This window comes from Enterococcus sp. NBRC 3427 (assembly GCF_007996925.1).
Classification (GTDB): domain Bacteria; phylum Bacillota; class Bacilli; order Lactobacillales; family Enterococcaceae; genus Enterococcus_B; species Enterococcus_B lactis.
Map to the genome: position 1 here is coordinate 1 of NZ_BJLL01000094.1, position 5,465 is coordinate 5,465.

General features: G+C 34.4%; 5 protein-coding genes. 3 read left to right on the forward strand and 2 right to left on the reverse strand.

Going from position 1 to position 5,465, the window contains the following annotated elements:
* Positions 1–169: 169 nt before the first annotated feature.
* A complete protein-coding gene (locus ESP02_RS12770; RefSeq protein ID WP_002343105.1) occupies positions 170–955 on the reverse strand; it encodes a SinI family restriction endonuclease in 786 nt (261 codons plus the stop codon).
* 128 nt (positions 956–1,083) lie between these two features.
* Between ESP02_RS12770 and ESP02_RS12775 the strand changes: the two genes are divergently transcribed.
* The 3 genes from ESP02_RS12775 (at position 1,084) to ESP02_RS12785 (ending at position 4,135) form a co-directional block, all read left to right on the forward strand.
* Complete coding sequence (locus ESP02_RS12775; RefSeq protein WP_044145951.1) at positions 1,084–2,676, forward strand: type I restriction-modification system subunit M; 1,593 nt, start codon at positions 1,084–1,086, stop codon at positions 2,674–2,676.
* Positions 2,669–2,881, forward strand: a complete 213-nt coding sequence (locus ESP02_RS12780; protein ID WP_044145949.1) for a hypothetical protein — start codon at positions 2,669–2,671, stop codon at positions 2,879–2,881. The genes ESP02_RS12775 and ESP02_RS12780 overlap by 8 nt, the downstream gene beginning before the upstream one ends.
* Positions 2,882–2,965: 84 nt before the next feature.
* Positions 2,966–4,135, forward strand: coding sequence for an IS256 family transposase (locus ESP02_RS12785; RefSeq protein ID WP_002300314.1), 1,170 nt, complete (start codon positions 2,966–2,968; stop codon positions 4,133–4,135).
* A gap of 280 nt (positions 4,136–4,415) precedes the next feature.
* Here ESP02_RS12785 and ESP02_RS12790 read toward each other — a convergent pair whose 3' ends face one another.
* Entirely contained in the window at positions 4,416–5,369 is a 954-nt protein-coding gene (locus tag ESP02_RS12790) for an IS30 family transposase (RefSeq protein ID WP_002311042.1), read from the reverse strand.
* Positions 5,370–5,465: the final 96 nt, after the last annotated feature.

Below are 5,465 nucleotides of genomic sequence, written 5' to 3' on the forward strand. Positions count from 1 at the left end.
CTGATTTTTTACAATCAATTTATACTTTAAAGCTTTGGTGGGGATTGTTTCGTAAATCCAAAAGATATTATAAGGATCTGAGGTAAGATAGAAATTTCTAAATTCAAAGTTTTTTTGTTTGTTTATAATTTTTTCCATGTATCGTGGATAGATACTAATAAGGATATTGTTAGTCATCGAGTGTCCATAATTCTCGTGTGGATTTTTCATTAATATAAGCTAAATAACTATTTTCAGTTAACTTAGCTGCCAGTTCCTTACTAGCTTCAGTCATTTCTATTAATGCTTTCCAATTGGGGATAGGGCTATCCAAACCAGAAATTTTTGTCGGCTTATTTAAACGATTCCATTTTCTAATTGTTGTTCCTACTCTTATAGCTGAACTCGAACTGCTTTCTGTATTGTATTTATTTTTCACTTGTAAAAGAATTGGTGAGGTTCCTAAATAACAGAAATCAACAGCTCGATATACAGAGCCGGCGCACCAAATCCAACCTTCAGGTTCTAACACTTCGGCTAAATATTCCTCTAAAATACTTCCGTTCATGTTCTCAGCGCTCATATATAAAAAATGTCCACGCAAGTAGTCATTCAATACTTTTTGATCATCAATATTAGCATTTGCTGCTACTCTAGTAGTTAAAGCAGCATCTTTTTCGCCAAATGTTTTAAGAGGTTTTTTTAATGCTGGGTTATTCCTATCCCTGATGTATTTATTACACCATTTTGTTAAGTAAATTTTTGCCATAATTAATGGATTATCACTATCAGGTACTGATATACAAGTGAACAAACTTGGTCCATTGTTGAGTGCAAAATAAAAAAGTTCTTTTAAATTTTTATGATACTTACTATCTTCAACGTCATCGATAACTTCATCAAAAATAATGGATGCCTGTTCTGTGGTTAAACCTTCATTTAAGATTGATTCAAAAGTTCTATTTTTGTTAGGCATATACGTCACGTAGCTTGTTATCAAGAATAAGATTCTTTCTTTTTTTTTTTTTTGCTTTTTCTAAAAGGGAGTATGCTAAAATAAGAGGGTATATAGCAACTTTAAATAAGAGATAGGAGTGTATCTTTTTGGGTGCAGAATTAAATCAAAAATTATTTAGTGCGGCAGATAATCTCCGTAGCAAAATGGATGCGTCAGAATATAAAAATTATTTATTGGGGCTGATTTTCTATAAATATTTATCCGATCGTTTGTTGGAACACGTGGTTCTTTTAGCAGATGAATCCTTAGAGGAATATGACACAGTAAGCAAACAAACGATGTTGTATCGTGAATTACTTTCAGATGAAGAATCAAAAGAAGATCTGATTGCAACAATCGTTGATATTTTGGGGTATGCGATTTCGCCAGAGTATCTTTTCAACGTCTTAGCGGATCAAGCAAAACAAGCAACGTTCCAATTGAATGATTTAAATAAAGCCTTTGTGCAATTGGCATCTACCTACAATCAATTTAATGGGTTATTTGATGATGTGGATCTCCAATCAAAAAAACTAGGAACAGATGAGCAACAACGAAATGTGACGATTACCGAAGTCATTAAGAAATTGAATGACGTGGAGGTTTTAGGTCACGATGGGGACGTGATCGGGGATGCTTATGAATTTCTGATCAGTCAATTTGCTTCAGAAGCAGGGAAGAAAGCCGGAGAATTTTACACGCCTCATATGGTTTCTGATATGATGGCACAAATCGTGACGCTCGATCAAAAAGAACGACGATTCTTTAGTGTTTTTGATCCAACGATGGGTTCAGGTTCATTGATGTTAAACGTACGTAACTACTTAACTCACCCAGATAACGTTAAATATCATGGGCAAGAACTAAATACAACGACATACAATCTAGCGAAAATGAACTTGATTTTACATGGGGTAGATGCCGAAGAAATGAATCTCCGCAATGGGGATACGTTGAATAAGGACTGGCCAACAGATGAACCTTACACATTTGATGCAGTAGTGATGAACCCACCTTATTCGGCTAACTGGTCAGCAGATACGACCTTCTTAGATGATTCTCGGTTTAATCGTTATGGAAAATTAGCGCCAAAATCCAAAGCAGATTTTGCGTTTCTTCTTCATGGGTTCTATCATTTGAAGGAAACTGGTACCATGGCTATCGTCTTACCACACGGAGTTTTATTCCGTGGCGCTGCAGAAGGGGTCATCCGTCAAAAATTACTAGAAGACGGCAGTATTTATGCTGTGATTGGTATGCCTGCGAACTTGTTCTTTGGTACATCGATTCCAACGACGGTGATTGTATTGAAGAAGAATCGTCAAACTCGAGATGTATTATTCATTGATGCTAGTCGTGAATTTGTTAAAGGGAAAAATCAAAATAAACTATCGGAAGAAAACATTCAAAAAATCCTCGAAACCTACGCTGAAAGAAAAGATGTCGAGAAATACGCTCATTTGGCAACCTTTGATGAAATCAAAGAAAATGACTATAACTTAAATATCCCACGCTATGTAGATACGTTCGAAGAAGAAGAACCAATTGATATGGTTCATGTCGGAAATGACATCAAGAAGATACGACAAGAACAGCAAGTACTAGAAAAAGAACTTTTGGAAGCTATCTCTTCCCTGCAAACAACACCTGAAAACGAAGCGTGGTTGCAAGGTGCGCTGGAGGTGTTTAAGCATGAGTAAGGATAAACAACCAGAAATTCGATTTCCTGGATTTACAGAGGATTGGGAAGAGCGTAAGTTAGACGAAATATTTGGAAAAATTAGAAATGCTTTTGTGGGAACAGCAACTCCATACTATGTTGATGAAGGTCATTTTTATCTTGAATCAAATAATGTTAAGGATGGAAGAATAAATCGAAATGATAGCGTAAAATATTTTGTGTAAATAGATATTTAGGGTAGAAAAAAAGAAAGTCCATTCTGTAAAATTAAAGTTACCACAACCGAAATTTTATAGGAGGACTTTCTCATGCCCAATTTTACTACAGAAATTATGGAAACACTAATCAATAAAGGTGATTTAGATGAATTATTTCGATGTCATTTAGAATTAGCTGTTAATTCATTATTACAGGCTGAATTAACAGCTTTTCTTGATTATGAAAAATATGATCGTGCTGGGTTCAATTCAGGTAATTCCCGTAATGGGAATTATTCACGTTCATTCAGAACAGAGTATGGAGAATTAAATTTGGTGATTCCTAGAGATAGAAATGGTAAGTTTTCTCAACAAACTTTACCTGCTTATAAAAGAACCAATGACTCTTTAGAAACCACTATTATTCAGCTATTTCAAAAAGGAATTACTATGTCTGAAATCTCTGAATTGATTGAAAAAATGTACGGGCATCACTATACGCCACAAACCATTTCAAATATGACTAAAATAGTTTCTGAAGATATTATTGCCTTTAAAGAAAGGTCCTTAGAATCCAGATACTCTGTCATTTTTATGGATGCTACTCACATTCCTTTAAAAAGACAAACTGTTTCAAAAGAAGCAGTTTATATTGTAATTGGCATTCGATTAGATGGAACCAAAGAGGTTCTTGGGTTTAGTCTTGCTCCAACTGAATCTGCTTATGTTTGGAAAGAGATTCTTCAAGACCTAAAAGACCGTGGTTTAAAAGAGGTTTTATTAGTCGTAACTGATGGTTTAAGTGGCATTAACGATAGTATTCATAGTGTTTATCCAAATGCTCAATTTCAACAATGTTGTGTCCATATATCTAGAAATATCGCTCATAAGGTTCGTGTTAGTGATCGACAAGAAATCTGTAGCGATTTCAAATTAGTTTATCAAGCAAGTTCAAAAGAAGAAGCAAATAATCAAATAAGGTTTATGATAGATAAATGGAAAAAGCAGTATCCACGAGTGGTTAAATTGCTCATGAATCCTGCTATATTAACCTTTTATAATTTCCCTCCGTCAATCAGAAGAACTATTTATTCAACTAATTTGATTGAAGGTTTTAACAAACAATTAAAGAAATATACCAAAAGAAAAGAGCAATTTCCTAATGAAGAATCTCTGGAGAGATTTCTAGTATCTCAATTCAACAACTATAATCAAAAGTTTCTATGCCGGGTTCATAAAGGTTTTAAAGAAATACATGATACATTAGAATCAATGTTTTAACTTGATCAACAGAATGGGCTTTTCCATTTACACATAATTCTTGACGCAACCGGTTAAATGAAAATAGATTAGATAGATATTATAAATATGTTGATTCTATTTTCATAGCAATGGAGAAAATACATTAGCAATATATAAAAGAAGGTATCAAGAGTCACAGTGAATTTATTCCGAAAAGTGAAAAGAGCAAATATAAAATTTAATAAAAATATAGAACTAAATAGGAAAACGTAGACGTAATTTTCTACGTTTTCCTTTTCATATATTATTATTTGTCAAATTAAGCGAGACAAAACTTTCCATTTACGTAACTCAAAAAAACTTCTAATGGTGTTTGGTAATTTAGTGATTTTCTAGGGATATGGTTTCTTTTGGACGCAACGGATGAGATGAATCCTTGATTGACTTGGTTGAAGTCCATTTCTTTTGGTAGTCCATCTTTTCTGAGGAGTCCGTTTGAAAGTTCATTTAATCCCCGTTGGGAAGGCGTTCCTGGGTCTGCGAAATAAATATCAATATCATTCGTATTACTAATACTTTTCCAATTAGAGAATTCTTTTCCACAATCAAAGGTAATTGATTTGAAAAGATTTTTGGGTACGGATTGAAGCCATTCATTAATCGAATTTTCAATATCAACTGCCTTACGGCCTTCTGGTTTCAAGGCGATAATGGCTTTTGAAAGTCGCTCAACGAGTGTGATGACGGCACTTTTATGGTGGATGCCGACAATCGTATCACCCTCTAAATGTCCAAATTCTTCTTCGAAAACGACATAATCTTTTTTACGTTCAGAAATATTTCTTTTGAATGCCTGTTTTCCACATTTTTCCTTATAACCATTTGGTTTTCGTTTTCCTTGCATCGGTAAATGTAAAACATTGAATTCTCCCGTCTTAAACCGGCGATAGAGGGTACTTACTGAACAAGAGAAGGTTCGCTCTGCACGGCCAATAATGACGTCTGGGGTCCAACCTTCAGTTGATCTTTTTGCAATGTATTCTTTTTCCTCAGCAGGAAAAATGATTTCGGTTCTCCCACAACGTCGCTTATTTTCTTTGTATTGTTCAAAGTATTCAAGTGCTGTTCCACCACATTTGAGAAAGTTATAGACATTGTAAATTGTTTGGCGTCCACGTTTAAGCTGCTTCGCAACGATAGCAACCGGAGTTTCTTGATGAAAATATGCTTCTATCATTACAAGCTCGTTTAGTGTAAGATGGGTATAAGTCATTTATGTTCACTCTCCTTGTATGCTTTAGCGGGTATTACAATTTGAGTGTAACATAAATGGCTTTTTTATTTGTCTCGCTTAATTATACAAACGGCG